Here is a 16,048-nt window from a genome sequence, read left to right on the forward strand (position 1 = left end):
AGGATGATCAAATCCAAGTATGCCCTCCGGACATCGATTCTGGCCGGAGCAGGCATCATTGCCATCATGCTTTCCGGCTGTGCCTCCGGGGGCAGCTCAACTCCATCTTCTTCGGCGTCTTCGTCGGCGTCGGCCACTGAGACCGACTGCGCGAGCGATGCCACAACGGCCAACAACCTGGTCGTCGGTACCATCCTCCCCATCACCGGTAGCCTCGCTTACCTGAACCCGCCGGAGCAGGCCGGTGTCGGCCTCGCGGTCTCAGACATCAACGCTGCGGGCGGCGTCGATGGCAAGCAGGCTTGTATCCTCCCCACCGACTCGGGTGACTCGACCGACCTCAGCGTCTCGACCGCTTCGGCTCAGAAGCTCATCACGGCCAAGCCGTCGGTGGCCATCGGTGCCGCGTCGTCGAGCGTTTCGCTGAACGTCGTCGACGCGTTCGCTTCGGCCAAGATCACGCAGATCTCGCCGGCGAACACCTCGGCCAAGCTCAGCGGTTACGGTCCGTTCTACTACCGCACCGCTCCGCCGGACTCGGTTCAGGGTTCAGCCCTCGGCTCGCTCATCACGGGTGACGGCAACTCGAAGGTCGCCTTCCTGGTCTTCAACGACTCGTACGGCACCGGTCTTCGTGACTTCACGCAGAAGAGCATCGAGTCTGCAGGCGGCACCGTCGTCTACGGCGCTACCGGCGCCGGCCAGGAGTTCCCTCCCGGCCAGACCACGTTCTCGGCTGAAGTGACCGCGGCGCTTGCCAGCAAGCCCGACGCGATCGTCATCCTGGCGTTCGACGAGACCAAGTCGATCATCCCTGAGCTCGTCGCTCAGGGCTGGAACATGTCCAAGACCTACCTGTCAGACGGCAACACCGCCGACTACAGCAAGGACTTCCAGGCGGGCACCCTCACCGGCGCCCAGGGCACCATCCCCGGTGCTCAGCCGAACGACACGTTCAAGGCTCAGCTCGTCTCCTGGTACAAGGGTGCAGAGAACGCAGACCTCAAGGACTTCTCCTACGCTCCTGAGGCCTACGACGCGACCACCCTCACCGCCCTCGCGGCGCTGAAGGCCAAGTCGAACGTCTCGGCAGACCTGAACAAGGAACTCGCGGCTGTCTCCGGTGCGAACGGCGGCACCAAGTGTGCCTCGTACGCCGAGTGTGCTCCGCTGGTTTCGGCCGGTACCGAGATCCAGTACACGGGTCAGTCGGGCATCGGTCCGTTCAACTCGCACAACGAGCCGTCGAGCGCGTTCATCGGCATCTACAAGTACAACGCCGACAACACCTACACGTTCCAGTCGGCCATCGAAGGCGAGACCTCCTACTAAGGAGTTCGAACCCTCGTAGCACGAGAAGCCCTCGCCCCGTTCATCCGGTGCGGGGGCTTCTTCGTGCCTGCCCGCCACCGCCCCGTCCGGTCGCGCTCCGGCTTCGAGAGCGATGGATGCGGACGAGAGCGACCAGCGGGGCGGTTGCTCTCGTCCGCATCCATCGCTCTCGCGGGAGAGAGCGGGGCGGTGGGGAGCGGGGCGGGGGAGGGAGAGGGCGAGCGCGAAAGGCCCCGCTGCCGGATGAACCGGGGCGGGGCCTTGCGAACGAGCAGGTGGGGCAGCGAGAGCCGCGGGCGGGGAGAGCGGGGCTAGATGGCGCCGGGGGCGTTGTGGCCCGACTCCTCTTCGACGTCTTTGGCGAGGGTGCCGAGGTAGAGCTCGATGACCTTGGGGTCGTCGGCCAGCTCGCGGCCGGTGCCGGTGTAGGCGTTGCGGCCTTGGTCGAGCACGTAGCCGCGGTCGCAGATCTGCAGGCAGCGGCGAGCGTTCTGCTCCACCATGATGATCGACACGCCCGTCTTGTTGATGCGGCGGGTGCGGATGAACGTCTCATCCTGTCGCACAGGGGAGAGGCCGGCGGAGGGCTCGTCGAGCAGCAGCACCGAGGGATCCATCATGAGCGCACGCGCCATGGCGACCGACTGACGCTCACCACCCGAGAGGGAACCCGCGCGCTGCGTGCGGCGGTCACGAAGCACGGGAAAGAGGTCGAAGATGGCCTCGAGGCGCTCCTTGAGCAGCTTGGGGCGCAAGAAGAGCCCCATCTGCAGGTTCTCTTCGATGGTGAGCGACGGAAAGACGTTGTTGTTCTGCGGAACGAACCCCACACCGGCCTGGACGAGCTTGTTGGCCTTGTGGCCGGTGATGTTCTCACCCTTCAGCGTCACCGAGCCTGAGCGCACGTTCACGAGCCCGAAGAGGGCCTTCAGTAGCGTGGACTTGCCGGCGCCGTTCGGGCCGATGATGCCGATCAGTTCGCCGGGGTACACGTCGAGGTTGCAGCCGTTGAGAATGTTGATACCGGGCAGGTAGCCGGCAACCAGATCGGTCGCCTGCATCACCGGAACCCGGGTTTCGGTGCCGCCGGTGGCGGAGAGTGTGTCGGTCATGCTTTGGTCTCACCTTCCGTGAGCTCTTCGTTCTGAACTTCGGCGGCGAGTTCTTCGGCGACCTCATCGGTCAGCAGCGAATCGTCACCGAGATCGGTGTTGTGGTGCGCGCCGAGGTACGCGTCGATGACGGCGGGATCGTCCATGACGGTGCCCGAGGGGCCCTCTGCCACGACCTTGCCCTCGGCCATCACGACCACCCAGTCGGAGATGTGCCGCACCATGTGCATGTCGTGCTCGACGAAGAGCACGGTCATCCCCTCGTCGCGCAGCGCCTGGATGTGCCCCAGCAGCGATTGGGTGAGCGCCGGGTTGACGCCGGCCATGGGCTCATCGAGCATGATCATGACAGGATCGCTCATGAGCGCCCGCGCCATTTCGAGCAGCTTCTTCTGGCCGCCCGACAGGCTGCCGGCCATGTCGTCGCGTTTCTCGAGCAGCTTGAAGCGAGAAAGCAGTTCTTCGGCCTTCGCCGTGATCTCGGCCTCGCGTTTGACCCACAGCGGCTTGATGACCGACACGAACAAGTTCTCGCCGGGCTGGTCTTTGGCGCCCAGGCGCATGTTCTCGATGACCGTGAGCTTCGACAGCGCTTTGGTGAGCTGAAAGGTGCGCACCATGCCCATCTTGGCGACCTTGGTGGCGCCGGTGTTGCCCACGTCGCGACCGTTGAAGGTCGACTTCGCGGCCTCTCCGGCCTTCGGGCCGCCGATGAGCTTGGCGGCCGAGCTGGGCTTGTCGAACCCGGTGATGAGGTTGAAGAAAGTGGTCTTGCCGGCACCGTTGGGGCCGATCAGGGCCGTGATGATTCCGCGCTGCACCTCGAGGTGCTTCACGTCGACCGCCGTCATGCCGCCGAACCGGCGCGTGACGTTGTCGACGGTGAGAATCGGATCGGGTTTCGAGACACCGGGCACCGCCTCGACACCGGAGACGCTTTGTTTCGCCGCCGCACCGGCAGCCGTTATCGTGCTGGTGGTGGTGGGCACGTCACTTGACATCGAAGCTCAGCTCCTTCTTGTTGCCGAGAATACCTTGCGGCCTGAAGATCACCACGAGCATCAACATGACGCCGATGACGATCCAGGCGAACTGTTCGGTCTGCTGGCCGTTCATGATGGCCGAGGGAATGAACTGGTTTGCGATGCCCTGAACGAACAACCGGATGGCGAAGAACACGATGGCGCCGAGCACCGGGCCGAAGACCGTCGCAGCACCACCCAGCAGCAGCGCGGTGAAGATGAAGTAGGTCATCGAGCGCCCCATGCTGTCGGCCTGCAGCGAGGCCGGCAGAATGTAGACGATTCCCGCGATGGCACCGATGACACCACCGAGGATGAGCGCCTGCATCTTGTAGCTGTAGACGTTCTTGCCGAGGGCGCGCACGGCGTCTTCGTCTTCACGGATGCCTCGCAGCACACGACCCCAGGGGCTGCGCATGATCGCCCAGACGAACAGGCACAGCAGGCCGACCACGAACCACGCCGTGGCGATGAACCACCAGCCGTTCGAGCCGGTCAGGTCGTATTTGAAGGGCCCGATGTCGAGGGATCCGCTGCCGAAGAACGACAGATCGGTGAAAGGGCTGCGGTATTCGTTGCCGGTGATGCCGTTCGACCCGCCGGTGAGGTTGGTCAGAAGCGACGATCGCCCGACCATCCGCACGATCTCGGCGGCCGAGAGCGTCACGATGGCCAGGTAATCACCGCGCAGCTTCAGAGTCGGAATACCCAGAATCAGCGCGAAGATCAGAGCGCACACGAGAGCGATGATGATCGCCAAGACGATGGGCAAGCCCGCGATGATCGAGATGGCGAAGCCATATGCCCCGATGAGCATGAACCCGGCCTGACCGAAGTTGAGCAATCCGGTGTAGCCGAAGTGGATGTTCAGGCCGATGGCAGCGATGGCGAGAGCCGCGGTCTGCGGCGAGATCGCCGAGTTCAGAATCGCGTACAGAGTCTGCAGAAGTTGATCCATGAGTGAGCCCTTCTAACCGATGCGCTCTCGGCGCCCGAAGATACCCTGCGGCCTGACCAGCAGCACCAGAATCAGGATGATGAGTGCCGTTGCGTACTTGAAGTCGCCCGGCAGCACGAGGTTCGTCAGCTCGACGACCAGACCGATGATCATGGCGCCGGCGAGAGCACCGAACGCGGTGCCGAGACCACCCAAGGTGATGGCGGCGAACATGAGCAGCAGCAGTTGCAGGCCGGTCTGCCAGTTGACTCCGTTGAGCACCAGGCCGAGCAGCACACCCGAGAGCCCGGCCAGCGCGGTGGCCGACGTCCAGACGATACGGATGATGCGGTCGACGTCGATGCCCGACGCGGCCGCAAGCGAGGGGTTGTCTGACACGGCGCGGGTCGCGCGGCCGATTCTGGTCTTCACCAGTACCCAGCCGACCGCCGCGATGATCACCACGGCGATACCCATCGAGATGAGCGACTGCGCCGAGAGCGTCACCGGCCCCAGGTCGACCGTGACCGGGTTGGCCTGGTCGATGCGAACAGTGGATGCCCCCAAGAAGTACTGGAACGTGTACTGCAGCGCGATCGAGAGCCCGATGGTCACGATCATCAGCTGCGTCGTGCCGATGCCCCGCCTTCGCAGCGGTTTCCAGATCCACGCGTCTTGGAAATAGCCGGTCGCAGCACAGATGACCACCGAGATGATCGCCGCCAGAATCAGGTTCAGCCCGAGAACGTTCGCGAAGAGGTAGGCCAGCAGACCACCGAGGGTCACCTGCTCACCGTGTGCGAAGTTCGACAGGCCCGTCGTGCCGAAGATCAGCGAGAGACCCACGGCGGCGAGGGCCAGCAGCAGGCCGAGGCGGATGCCCGAGACGAACTGCTGGGCGAAGCGGTCGAACGTGATTCCGGTGGTCGCGTCGTCGGGCGTCTGGGTCGTGGTTCCGTCGGACGAGGTGGTGCCGCCGACGATCTTGAAGACGTATCCGGTGTTCTTGTTCAGCGCGCCAGTGACGGTTGCGGGGTTCTTCGCGCCCGAGTCGAGCACCGCGCCATCCGGAATCGAGGTGGTGTCGACCGTGATCGTGTACGGGCCCGCGACCGTGATCGCCTGGCTCCACTTGCCGTCGCTGCCGGTCGTGATCGTGGTGTCGAGATCGCCGCCCTTGATGCCGAGCTTGATTCCGACCGCCGGGTCACCGCTGGGCAGCTTGATGGTGCCCTGCAGACAGCCCGTCGTGGCATTCGAAGCGCACGCGGCTGCAGCGGCACTACTGGGCGAGGGGGTTGTCGCGGCTTCTGCCGACGATGCGCTGAGGCTCACCATGGTGATGATCGCCACGATAGCCAGCATGATCGTGGCAGCGAGGCGCCACAGTCTGGCGCGGCCGTCGGGCCTTCGCGGCACTACGAGTGTCGTCAAGTTCTAACCTCCGGGAACGAGCGCACATCATTGGGCTCTTCGAGTTGCAAGTGAGCTTACGTTATAAGTTCTTTGTGTCGGTCGTGTTTCCAGCGGGTACGGAATAGCAGCCCCCTTGACTTCGTTAGAATCAGCACAGTAGTTAAGATGTCGCTCGCGCCGGCAGACGAGGGAAGAAAACATATGGAACAGAACGACCCGTTCGGATTCATCGGGCTCACCTACGACGACGTGATGCTGCTTCCCGGCCACACCGACGTGATCCCGAGCGAGGCCGACACGACGTCGCGTCTGACCAAGAAGATCTCGCTCGCAGCCCCCCTGCTCTCGTCGGCGATGGATACGGTCACCGAGTCGCGCATGGCCATCGCTATGGCGCGCCAGGGCGGGTTCGGCGTCATTCACCGCAACCTCTCGATCGACGACCAGGCCGCCAACGTCGACAAGGTGAAGCGCAGCGAGTCGGGCATGATCACGAACCCGGTGACCACCACCCCCGACGCCACTGTCGCCGACGCAGACCTGCTGTGCGGTCAGTTCCGCGTCTCCGGTCTGCCCGTGGTCGACGAGTCCGGTGTGCTGGTGGGCATCATCACCAACCGCGACATGCGCTTCGTCTCGGCCTGGGAGAAGAGCACCACTCTCGTGCGCGACGTCATGACGAAGGCGCCGCTCATCACCGCTCCGGTGGGTATCGACCCCGACGATGCTGTGGCGATTTTCGCCCAGTACAAGATCGAGAAGCTTCCGTTGATCGATGCCGACGGCAAGCTGCGCGGGCTCATCACCGTCAAAGACTTCGACAAGAGCGAGAAATACCCCAACGCCACCAAAGACGACGAGGGCCGCCTGCGTGTCGGCGCCGCCATCGGCTTCTTCGGCGACGCCTGGCAGCGTGCCATGACGCTGGTGGATGCCGGTGTCGACGTTCTGGTGGTCGACACCGCCAACGGCGACAGCGCCGGTGTGCTCGACATCATTCGCCGGCTGAAGGCCGAGCCCGCTGCTTCCGGTGTCGAGATCATCGGCGGCAACGTGGCCACCCGCTCGGGAGCCCAAGCGCTCATCGACGCCGGGGCCGACGCTATCAAGGTCGGCGTGGGGCCGGGCTCGATCTGTACGACCCGCGTGGTCGCCGGGGTCGGCGTGCCGCAGGTCACCGCGGTGTACGAAGCATCGCTCGCGGCTCGCGAGTCGGGCACTCCCGTCATCGCCGACGGCGGGTTGCAGTACTCGGGCGACATCGCCAAAGCGCTGGTCGCCGGTGCGGACACCGTGATGCTCGGGTCGCTGCTGGCCGGCTGCGACGAGAGCCCGGGCGACCTGGTGTTCGTCAACGGCAAGCAGTTCAAGAGCTACCGGGGCATGGGCTCGCTCGGTGCGCTGCAGACCCGCGGCGAGAAGACCTCGTACTCGAAAGACCGTTACTTTCAGGCCGATGTGCCAAGCGACGACAAGCTCATTCCCGAGGGCATCGAGGGTCAGGTGCCGTATCGCGGTGCCCTCTCGAACGTGGCGTACCAGCTGCTCGGGGGGCTTCGCCAGTCGATGTTCTACGTGGGAGCCCGTTCGGTCGACGAGCTGAAGGCGCGCGGCAAATTCGTACGCATCACCGCCGCCGGCCTCAAGGAGTCGCACCCTCACGACATCCAGATGGTGGTCGAAGCGCCCAACTACCGCCGCTGATCGGGTGTCGGTGGCTCGCCGGTAGTATTGGCGGGTGAGTATGGAAATCGAAATCGGCCGCTCCAAGCGCGGTCGCCGGGTCTACGCGTTCGACGACATCGCGGTCGTTCCCTCGCGACGCACCCGCGACCCCCAAGACGTTTCGGTGGGGTGGTCGATCGACGCCTACCATTTCGACATTCCCGTGATGGCGGCGCCCATGGACTCGGTCGTGTCGCCCGCGACCGCCATCGCCATGGGCCGCCTCGGCGGTCTGGGCGTGCTCGACCTCGAGGGTCTGTGGACCCGGTATGAGAACCCCGAGCCGCTGCTGCAGGAGATCAGGGAGCTGCCCGTCGGCGGTGCCACCGTGCGCATGCAGCAGATCTATGCCGAGCCCATCAAGCCCGAGCTGGTGACCGCGCGTCTGGCAGAGATCCGGGCATCCGGTGTCACCGTGGCCGGCGCCCTCTCGCCCCAGCGCACGCAAGAGCTCTACGAGACTGTCGTGGCCGCCGGCGTAGACTTGTTCTTCATCCGCGGCACCACGGTGTCGGCCGAGCACGTGTCGAAGACCGTCGAGCCGCTCAACCTCAAGAAGTTCATCTACGAGCTCGATGTTCCCGTCATTGTGGGCGGCGCGGCCACCTACACCGCGGCACTGCACCTGATGCGCACCGGTGCTGCCGGTGTACTGGTCGGGTTCGGCGGAGGGGCTGCTTCGACGACCAGGGCCACCCTGGGCATCCACGCGCCCATGGCCACCGCGGTGGCCGACGTCGCCGGTGCGCGCCGCGACTACCTCGACGAGTCGGGCGGACGGTACGTGCACGTCATCGCCGACGGCGGCCTCGGCACCTCTGGCGACATCGTGAAGGCCATCTCGGTCGGCGCCGACGCCGTGATGCTCGGCACCGCGCTGGCACGGGCGACGGATGCCCCGGGTGGTGGCTACCACTGGGGCCCCGAGGCACACCACTCGCAGCTGCCACGCGGCAACCGCGTGCACGTCGGCGCGGTTGCTCCGCTCGAGCAGATTCTGTTCGGGCCGTCACCGGTCGCCGATGGCACCGCGAACCTCATCGGCGCCTTGCGGCGCTCGATGGCGACGACCGGGTACTCCGACCTCAAAGAGTTCCAGCGCATCGAGGTCGTCGTCGCGCCCTACGCCTCGCACTAGCTGTACTGCTCAGGGAGGTTGGTTAACCGGCTGATGGGTGGGTGGCTTCCGATGGCGGTGTGGGGTCTGTGGTGATTGTATTCATGGAGCCATGCGGGGAGGGCGTTTCGGCGCGCGGTTTCGGTGGGGTAGAACCGTTTGTAGGCCCACCCGTCGGCGAGGGTGCGGTGGAATCGTTCGATCTTCCCGTTCGTTTGGGGCCGGTACGGCCGGGTCTTTTTCGGTGTGATCCCGAGTTCCGCGCAGGTATCGCGCCAGAGATGCGACTTGTACGCTGACCCGTTGTCGGAGAGCACTCGTTGCACAGTGACGCCGCGGACGGCGAACCAGGACACCGCCCGCTGCAGCACGGCCACGGCGGTGGCGGCGGTTTCATCGGCGTGGATCTCGGCGTACGCGACCCGGGAGTGGTCATCGATCACGGTGTGCACGAACTCTTTCCCCGGCCGGGGTTCATAACGAGCATCTCTGACAATCCCGACGGTAGCGGCCCGGTTCCGGCGACCTTGCTGCCGGCCAACGTATCGGTGCCCGCCCCCGTCAGGAATGTTGCCGAACTTCGTGACATCGACGTGGATCAACGAGCCCGGAGTGTCATGTTCGTAGCGGCGGACGACCTCACCGGTGTGTTTATCGATGTAGCCGAGCCGGTTCAGCCGACACCGCACGAGAACGGCGTGCACTGTTGATGCTGGCATCCCGAGCTTCGCGCCGATCGCGACCGGGCCCAGGCGCTGCTTCCACCGCAGATGCCCAATTTTCCGCACGAGCTGCTGCCGGGTCCTGGTTGGGCTGTAGTGCGGGCGAGAAGAACGATCCACGACACCCGCTGCGCCCATCGCCGCGTATCTGTCGGCCCAACGCTTCGCCGTAGGCCAGGAAACATTGAATTGCGCCGCGGCATGAGCGACGGGCCAGCCGTCACCGATTATCAGGCGCGCGATGCGGAGACGGTGACGTGGGGTGAGAGCTGCGTTAGCGTGAGACACGAGGGCCCTTTCAGGTCGGTAAGTGGTTGACTGAGCAACTCCACTTTCGCCCCGGGGGCCCTCACCCCATTCCAACAACTACAGCGAGTCGTCACACCGAATCAACCAACCTCCCTGAGCAGTACAGCTAGCCCGCGCTGACAGCCCGCTTGCGGCGTCGTCGCGTGTCAGCGGCTGTAACGGCCGAGGGCGAACAGCGACGCAACGGCGGCGAAGAGCACGAGCGACACGACGGGGGCGAGCGCCCCGACGGCGATGGCGATGAGGTAGGCCGCCAGGGCGCACAGGCAGAAGACGATTGCTCGGCCGGCCGCCGGTACTGCCGCCGCGGGGTTTTTCAGGCTGCCCGTTGCCCGGCGAACGTGCATCCAGAGCAGAAGAAAAAAGCCGCTCACGCCGATCATGGTCACACCGTAGAGAGTTGCGGCTGCAAAGAGTTGCTGCTGGTCGCCGTCGACGAGGTATTCGGCGAGAACTCCCGTCGGAAACGGAATGAACGCGATCACCGCGAGCAGCCCGAGGTTGAGAAACAGCAGCGGCCGGTCGACTCGAGCGAACAGCCCGATCAGGTAGTGGTGGTTGATCCACATCAGCCCGATGGTCACGAAGCTCACCGCATACGACACATACGACGGCCAGAGGTCGAAGAGTGCGCGGAACAGGTCGCCTTTCTCGCCGACATGCGGCACGGCGATCTCGAGAATGAGCAAGGTGGTCGCGATGGCGAAGACGCCGTCGCTGAAGGCCTCGACTCGGCTCGTCGAAACTGCGCCTAAGGGTTGCGTCGCGGGCGCCCCCGTTGTGTTGTCGTCTGTCACAGGCCGATTGAATCACACGTCTGGCTCGCTTCGCCGTCAGCGCAGCGCGGATGATCGGCCACCGTCGGCTCCGGGAAACCCCTCGGGTAGAATCGGTGGGCAGGAAATCACACGCACCATCACGGTAGGGAGATCAGTCATGGTTGATGTACGACGGGTCAAGCTACCGGGGGTCGGGGTGCTGCACACCTTTGTCACCGACGACGGGGGCAAGATCGGCGTCATCGCCCATCGTTCGGGTCACAACGACCTCATCACGTTCGCCGACGAAGAAGACGGCGCCGAAGGCACCAAAGTATCGCTGCGGTTGAGCGAAGACGAGGCGCGCACCCTCGCCGAGTTGCTCGGCGGCACCCAGATCACCGAGTCGCTGACGGCACTCGACCAGATTCCGGGGCTCAGCATCGACTGGTTCACGGTCGACTACGAAGACCACATTGCCGGGCTCGAGCTCGGCGATCCGGCCGACCGCGGAGTCGTCGGGGTGACCGTGGTGGCCGTGGTGCGCGGTGAGTCCGCCAATCCGGCCCCGGCCAGCGACTTCAAGGTCTTTCCCGGTGACACTCTCGTGGTCGCCGGCAGCCCCGAAAAGGTTGCGAAGGTGTTCAACTTCTTTCGCACCGGCCAGTACAAGACCAAGAGCGCTGTCGACGCGCCGCCCGGGGGGTAGGCGATGCTGACCGCTATCGGCGCGGCCGCTACTGACACGGGCGGGGTGATACACCTCGGGCCCGACTTGCTCATTCTGGGCATCCTGTTCGTCATCGCCTACGTACTCGGGCGCCTCGGCAAGATGATCGGGCTGCCGGCGATTCCGATCTACATGGTGGTCGGGCTGCTGGCGAGCCCGCACTTCGACCTTTTTCCGCTCGACTTCAACAACAATTCCTACATCGCGCTCATCGCGGTGTTCGGGCTCATCATGCTGCTCTTCAGCCTGGGGCTCGAATTCGATCAAGACGAGTTCTTCTCCAACGCCGGCAAACTGATCATCTCGGGTGGCTCGTACATCGCCATCAACATGGTGGCCGGCTTCGCCTTCGGCTTCATGGTGGGGTGGGGCACCCGTGAGGCCCTGATCATTGCGGGAATCACGGCGACTTCGTCGAGCGCCATCGTCACCAAGCTGCTCATCGAGCTGAACCGGCTGGCCAACCCCGAGACCCCCATGATCCTGGGTGTCACGGTGGTCGAAGACATCTTCATCGCCATCTACCTGGCCATCGTGTCGGTGGTACTGAGCGGTGAGACGGCGATCTGGCCGGTCATCCTGAAGCTCGGAATAGCGTTCTTGTTCCTCGTGGTGATGTTCGCCGTGGCCCGGTTCGGCGGCCGTGTCGTGTCGCGGTTCTTCCGCACGAAAGACGACGAGCTCTTCACGATTCTGTTTTTCGGCCTGGCCATCATGTTCGGCGGCATCGGCGAGATTCTGGGCGTCACCGACGCCATCGGCGCCTTCTTGATCGGTCTCGTTCTGGGCGCGACCCGCTACCGAAACAAGATCGAACAGATCGCGATTCCGCTGCGTGACGTGTTCGGTGCCTTCTTCTTCTTGAACTTCGGGCTGAGCCTGAACCCGTCGACCTTTCCCGAGGTCATCTGGCCAGTGCTCGGGGCGGTCGTGATGACCATGGTGCTGAACGCGGGCGCGGGTCAGCTGGTGGCGAAACTGAACGGAGTCGGGGTGCGGGGCGGTATCAACGCCTCGGTGATTCTGCAGAACCGAGGTGAGTTTGCTCTCATCTTGGCGACGCTTGCGCTCGCGGCCGGTCTGGATGAGCGAATACAGTCGTTCGCCGGCCTCTACGTGCTCGTGATGGCGGTCGCCGGCCCCATCATCGCCTCGAATTCCGACAAAATCGCCAATACTCTGCTCGGAACCAAGCGCAAGAAGGCCGCCTCCGCTGCCTCCGCCGCGAAAAAACCTCGCGATGCGATGCGCGCCGAAGAGATCGCGCTGGTCGAGGCGGCTACGGCGGGCCTCGAGCCCGGCGAGAATCCAGCTACGCAGGAGTATGTTGATCGGGTTGTGGAGCAGGCGAACAGCCAATCCGACCAAGTCGACCGAGCCTCGAAAGACGACGAGTATTGACCATCTTCAGTGTCATGCGGCGCCCGAAGTGGATCTGGGCGCTCGTTTTCGCTCTCTTCCTCGCCGCGATCTTCGCAGCCCTCGGGCAGTGGCAGCTGTCGCGCGCGGTCACGTCGAACGGGCCGAACCCGAATGCGACCACCGAGGTGGTTCAGCAGCTCACTGACATCTCGGCGGCCGGGCAGCCGGTGCTCGAGACACAAGACGGCCAGATGGTGACCGTGACGGGCTCGCTGGCGCCCGGTGACTTCTCTCTCGTGTCGTCGCGCCTGAACGGCGGAACGCTCGGCTATTGGGTGATCGGGCGACTCGACCTCGATCATCCGCAGGGCTCTGCGTCGACGACGAGCGTGGCGGTGGCCCTCGGATGGTCGGCAGAGCAGTCGCTGGCCGAATCGGTCGCCGACCAGCTCAACTCGACCGAGTCGTTCCCGACCGATGCGCTGGTCGGGCGGTACGTGGGCACCGACGGGCCGGTCGTGGCCGACGCGCAAGGCAAGACGGCGGCGTCGTACATTCCGTCGACCATGGCGCTCTCGTCGATCATCAATACCTGGAAAGACTTCGACGACACCGCGAACGTGTTCGGCGGCTACATCGTGGCGCACACTCCGGTCGACGGGCTCACCGCCATCGACTCACCGATTCCGCAGCGCACCACCGAGCTGAACTGGCTGAACATCTTCTATGCCATCGAGTGGGTCATCTTCGCCGGATTCGCCGTGTTCTTCTGGTACCGGCTGGTGAAAGACGCGTGGGAACGCGAACAAGAAGAAGCAGAGCTCGAAGAGGCTTTCAGTGCCCCCGCGTCGAGCCGAAAGGTAGAATGACTCCATGCCACTCGAGCCCAAGCTGAAGGACTTTCCGCGCGTTCGCTCGGCCCTGAAGTTCTACCAGGTCTGCGCCATCATCACCGGTGTGCTGCTGTTGCTGCTGTGTGTCGAGATGATTCTGAAGTACACGCCCATCGGCCTCGAAGTCGAAATGGGCGGCCCGCAGGGCTTTCTGGCGCTGGTGCCCGACGGCACCGTGACGAGCATCAACCTGAGCACGGGCATCCTCATCGTGCACGGCTGGTTCTACGTGGTGTACCTGTTCTCGTGCTTCCAGCTCTGGACGCGCATGCGCTGGCGTCTTGGCCGCTTCTTGCTGCTGGCGCTCGGGGGCGTCATTCCCTTCTTGTCGTTCTTCGTCGAGACCCGTACTGCCCATGAAGTTCGCGGCTACCTCGCCGAGCGCGAGGCGGCCGTCGTCGCTCAACCCACGGAGGCCGCTCATCAGTAACGTGATCCCCGACAACGTGATCCCCGACAACGTGATCCCCGACAACGTGATCCCCGCCGCGGCGGCCCCCGACGAGGCGGTCGCCTCGACGTCACGACCCGTGCTCGTCGTCGACTTCGGCGCGCAGTACGCGCAGCTCATCGCCCGCCGCGTGCGCGAGGCGAGCGTCTACAGCGAGATCGTGCCGAGCAACATCACCGCGGCCGAGGTTGCTGCGAAGTCGCCGGTGGGCATCGTGCTGAGCGGTGGCCCATCGAGCGTGTACGAAGAAGGCGCGCCGGCGCTCGATCCGGCTATCTTCGACCTCGGCGTGCCCGTGCTCGGCATCTGTTACGGATTCCAGGTCATGGCTCAGACGCTCGGCGGCGAGGTCGCGCACAGCGGGCTGCGCGAGTACGGTGCCACGGACATGCAGGTCACGGGCGACGGGGGAGTGCTGCTCGACGGCCAACCCGTCGACCAGACGGTGTGGATGAGCCACGGCGACCAGGTCTCGAAGGCACCGGAGGGCTTCACGGTGGTGGCGAGCAGTGCATCCACCCCCGTCGCCGCGTTCGCGAACGACGCGAAGCAGCAGTACGGCGTGCAGTGGCACCCCGAGGTGAAGCACACCCAGTACGGGCAAGATGTGCTCGAGAACTTCTTGCACCGCGCCGCCGGAATTCCGGCCGACTGGAACAGCGGCAACGTCATCGCCGACCAGATCGCTCTGATCCGCGCGCAGGTCGGCGACGGCAAGGTGATCTGCGGGCTCTCGGGCGGGGTCGACTCGGCCGTCGCGGCCGCGCTCGTTCACGCGGCCGTGGGCGACCAGCTGACCTGCGTGTTCGTCGACCACGGGCTGCTGCGCGCCGACGAGCGCCGTCAGGTCGAAGTCGACTACGTGGCGTCGACCGGTGTTCGTCTGGTGACAGTGGATGCCCAGCAGCAGTTTCTCGACGCTCTCGCCGGGGTCACCGACCCCGAGCAGAAGCGCAAGATCATCGGGCGGGAGTTCATCCGGAGCTTCGAAGGCGCCGCAGAGGCCCTTGTGCTCGCGGCGGCCGCGACCGACGGTGAGCCGGTCAAGTTTCTCGTGCAGGGAACGCTCTACCCCGACGTGGTCGAGTCGGGCGGCGGAACCGGCACGGCGAACATCAAGAGCCACCACAACGTGGGCGGCCTTCCCGAAGACTTGCAGTTCGCTCTGGTCGAGCCGCTGCGCACCCTGTTCAAAGACGAGGTGCGTGCCATCGGCCGTCAGCTCGGGTTGCCCGAGGTCATCGTGGGGCGCCAGCCGTTCCCCGGCCCCGGGCTCGGCATTCGCATCGTGGGCGAGGTGACGTTCGAGCGCCTGGAGCTGCTGCGAGCGGCCGATTCCATCGTGCGTGCGGAACTCACCGCGGCCGGCCTCGACGGCGAGATCTGGCAGTGTCCTGTGGTGCTGCTGGCCGATGTGCGGTCGGTCGGCGTTCAGGGCGATGGGCGTACCTACGGGCATCCGATCGTCTTGCGGCCCGTCTCGTCTGAAGACGCGATGACGGCAGACTGGACCCGCCTGCCGTACGATCTGCTCGCGCGCATCTCCAACCGCATTACGAACGAGGTCGCCGGTGTCAACCGCGTTGTGCTCGACGTCACGTCGAAGCCGCCGGGCACTATCGAGTGGGAGTAAGCGAGGGCGGGGCGCCGCGGGCCGCCTGAACGGCGGCTCGCTCTATGCGCCGCGCATTGATTTGGGCGTGCGGAGTGGCCTGGGGCATTCTTGTTGACTCGGCTGTGACTGAGAGACGTGCGTGAAGTCGTGATATCCTCATTTTATGACACTTCTCGACAGCGCTGCAATTTCGTATTACGGTATTGATATGAATGCTGACGAAACCATTCGCGGGGCGCCGGTCACCGAAGAGCAGATTGCAGCGTGGGCGGCCGAAGCAGAGGCAGGCTATGACGTCGATGCTCTGAAAAAGCGGGGCCGCGGGCGCCCTGGTCGCGGCGCCGAAGCCTCGCAAGTGGTGACGCTACGACTTACGCTGAACGAGCTCGCCGCGATCGACGCCAAGGCGCAACGAGAAGGCAAGACGCGCTCTCAGGTCATCCGCGAGGCGCTGGTGGCTTCTGCTGCGTGAATGAAACGAGCTGGTGATCCACGCGATGAAAGCACGTCTGCAAATGGAACGACTCCTGCCGTAGAGAACCCGGCA

15 protein-coding genes are annotated in these 16,048 nt (G+C 64.8%); 9 read left to right on the forward strand and 6 right to left on the reverse strand.

The genetic code is table 11. The features are described 5' to 3' along the window. The first annotated feature begins 3 nt into the window (after window positions 1–3). The gene (locus LQ955_RS00800) at window positions 4–1,332 is read left to right on the forward strand and encodes an ABC transporter substrate-binding protein (protein WP_231026353.1); all 1,329 of its coding nucleotides are present in this window, start codon (window positions 4–6) and stop codon (window positions 1,330–1,332) included. Window positions 1,333–1,643: 311 nt separating this feature from the next. Here the strand turns inward: LQ955_RS00800 and LQ955_RS00805 are convergent, their stop codons facing one another. The 4 genes from LQ955_RS00805 to LQ955_RS00820 are packed head-to-tail and all read right to left on the reverse strand — an operon-like array spanning window position 1,644 to window position 5,837. Beyond that, complete coding sequence (locus LQ955_RS00805) at window positions 1,644–2,444, reverse strand: ABC transporter ATP-binding protein (protein WP_231026354.1); 801 nt, start codon at window positions 2,442–2,444, stop codon at window positions 1,644–1,646. Beyond that, entirely contained in the window at window positions 2,441–3,445 is a 1,005-nt protein-coding gene (locus LQ955_RS00810) for an ABC transporter ATP-binding protein (RefSeq protein WP_231026355.1), read from the reverse strand. The genes LQ955_RS00805 and LQ955_RS00810 overlap by 4 nt, the downstream gene beginning before the upstream one ends. After that, the gene (locus LQ955_RS00815) at window positions 3,435–4,424 is read right to left on the reverse strand and encodes a branched-chain amino acid ABC transporter permease (RefSeq protein ID WP_231026356.1); all 990 of its coding nucleotides are present in this window, start codon (window positions 4,422–4,424) and stop codon (window positions 3,435–3,437) included. Before LQ955_RS00815 ends, LQ955_RS00810 begins: the two co-directional genes overlap by 11 nt. Window positions 4,425–4,436: 12 nt before the next feature. After that, a complete protein-coding gene (locus tag LQ955_RS00820) occupies window positions 4,437–5,837 on the reverse strand; it encodes a branched-chain amino acid ABC transporter permease (protein WP_231026357.1) in 1,401 nt (466 codons plus the stop codon). A gap of 183 nt (window positions 5,838–6,020) precedes the next feature. Between LQ955_RS00820 and guaB the strand changes: the two genes are divergently transcribed. After that, on the forward strand, window positions 6,021–7,523 hold the full coding sequence (gene guaB / locus LQ955_RS00825; protein ID WP_231026358.1) for an IMP dehydrogenase: 1,503 nt from the start codon (window positions 6,021–6,023) through the stop codon (window positions 7,521–7,523). A gap of 40 nt (window positions 7,524–7,563) precedes the next feature. Continuing rightward, window positions 7,564–8,682, forward strand: a complete 1,119-nt coding sequence (locus tag LQ955_RS00830) for a GuaB3 family IMP dehydrogenase-related protein (protein ID WP_231028217.1) — start codon at window positions 7,564–7,566, stop codon at window positions 8,680–8,682. Here the strand turns inward: LQ955_RS00830 and LQ955_RS00835 are convergent. Both LQ955_RS00835 and LQ955_RS00840 read right to left on the reverse strand, forming a co-directional pair. Continuing rightward, entirely contained in the window at window positions 8,679–9,671 is a 993-nt protein-coding gene (locus LQ955_RS00835; RefSeq protein ID WP_231026359.1) for an IS481 family transposase, read from the reverse strand. The two genes, LQ955_RS00830 and LQ955_RS00835, sit on opposite strands and share 4 nt — an antisense overlap. Window positions 9,672–9,838: 167 nt before the next feature. After that, window positions 9,839–10,489, reverse strand: a complete 651-nt coding sequence (locus LQ955_RS00840; protein WP_231026360.1) for a TMEM175 family protein — start codon at window positions 10,487–10,489, stop codon at window positions 9,839–9,841. 139 nt (window positions 10,490–10,628) lie between these two features. On the opposite strand from LQ955_RS00840, the gene LQ955_RS00845 reads away from it, so the two are divergent. The 6 genes from LQ955_RS00845 to LQ955_RS00870 all read left to right on the forward strand — a co-directional run bounded on the left by LQ955_RS00845 (window position 10,629) and on the right by LQ955_RS00870 (window position 15,973). Continuing rightward, window positions 10,629–11,159: a TrkA C-terminal domain-containing protein gene (locus LQ955_RS00845; protein WP_231026361.1), complete on the forward strand. Its 531-nt coding sequence runs from the start codon at window positions 10,629–10,631 to the stop codon at window positions 11,157–11,159. Between the two features lie 48 nt (window positions 11,160–11,207). Next, window positions 11,208–12,581 carry a cation:proton antiporter gene (locus LQ955_RS00850; protein WP_231028218.1) on the forward strand — a complete coding sequence of 458 codons (1,374 nt, stop codon included), beginning with the start codon at window positions 11,208–11,210 and terminating at the stop codon, window positions 12,579–12,581. Then, the gene (locus tag LQ955_RS00855) at window positions 12,578–13,411 is read left to right on the forward strand and encodes an SURF1 family cytochrome oxidase biogenesis protein (RefSeq protein ID WP_231026362.1); all 834 of its coding nucleotides are present in this window, start codon (window positions 12,578–12,580) and stop codon (window positions 13,409–13,411) included. Before LQ955_RS00850 ends, LQ955_RS00855 begins: the two co-directional genes overlap by 4 nt. A gap of 4 nt (window positions 13,412–13,415) precedes the next feature. Next, window positions 13,416–13,865 carry a DUF3817 domain-containing protein gene (locus LQ955_RS00860; protein WP_231026363.1) on the forward strand — a complete coding sequence of 150 codons (450 nt, stop codon included), beginning with the start codon at window positions 13,416–13,418 and terminating at the stop codon, window positions 13,863–13,865. A gap of 46 nt (window positions 13,866–13,911) precedes the next feature. Beyond that, window positions 13,912–15,519, forward strand: coding sequence for a glutamine-hydrolyzing GMP synthase (gene guaA / locus LQ955_RS00865; protein WP_449342980.1), 1,608 nt, complete (start codon window positions 13,912–13,914; stop codon window positions 15,517–15,519). 145 nt (window positions 15,520–15,664) lie between these two features. After that, window positions 15,665–15,973 (forward strand): ribbon-helix-helix domain-containing protein, encoded by a 309-nt coding sequence (locus LQ955_RS00870; RefSeq protein ID WP_313788372.1) that lies wholly within the window; start codon window positions 15,665–15,667, stop codon window positions 15,971–15,973. Window positions 15,974–16,048: the final 75 nt, after the last annotated feature.

This window comes from Subtercola endophyticus, from assembly GCF_021044565.1.
Taxonomy (GTDB): Bacteria; Actinomycetota; Actinomycetes; order Actinomycetales; family Microbacteriaceae; genus Subtercola; species Subtercola endophyticus.